Here is a 761-nt window from a genome sequence, read left to right on the forward strand (position 1 = left end):
GCTGCTCGCCGCCCGGATCAGCGCCGCCGTGCAGCGTTCCGGACGGCACGCCCTCGAACTGCTGCCCGCGCCCACCGCCGCCGAACGCCTCGCGGCGCGCGCCCGGCGTATCGATGCGGCCCTGCCGTCGCGTGGTCTGATCGCCGAACTCGCCGAGCCGGACGAGGCGTCGGCGTACGAGGCACCCGGCGACGAGGGCCAGGAACCGGCGGAGATCCGTTCCCCCTTCGTCACGGACTCCTGGCTCCGGGGCAGACTCAAGGAGATCACCGCCGAGTACGGCGCGGGCTTCGCCGCCGACCTGCGCGGCGACCCGGACCGGCTGCTCGGCCAGGCGCTCGACCTGCTGGCCGCCATGTCGCTGATCGTCCGGGTCGATGGCGGGGCTCTCGCGCTTCCGCTGCTCGCCCGCTACCGGGGGGTCACGGCCCGCGTGAGAACCCGTACGGCGGCCGGGCCGCCCTCTCAGACCGTCCTGTTCACCGACGACACCGCCAAGGACCCGACTCCGTGAACACCCCCGCTCCCACCCAGGCACCCACCCCCTCAGCCCGGTTCGTTCCCACCCGTGCCGGGATCATCAACCTGTGGGACTACCGGGACGAGGAGTTCTCCTTCGCGGGCGGCTGGCTGGTGCTGCGGGGCCCCAACGGGTCCGGCAAGACCAAGGCGCTGGAGGTTCTGTTCCCGTTCGTCCTCGACGGCCGTATCGACCCCAAGCGGCTCAACCCGTTCGCCGCCGAGGACCGCACGATGAAGTC

General features: G+C 72.7%; 2 protein-coding genes. Both read left to right on the forward strand.

Annotated elements, in window-relative coordinates; all coding sequences use genetic code 11:
* Positions 1-514: DUF2398 family protein (locus tag AC5P09_RS52035; RefSeq protein WP_493880642.1), on the forward strand; the 514-nt coding region annotated here is incomplete at its 5' end.
* A partial coding sequence (locus AC5P09_RS52040; RefSeq protein ID WP_493880643.1) for a hypothetical protein occupies positions 511-761 on the forward strand: 251 nt, incomplete at its 3' end. The genes AC5P09_RS52035 and AC5P09_RS52040, both read left to right, overlap by 4 nt.

Source organism: Streptomyces sp. a15, assembly GCF_059026085.1.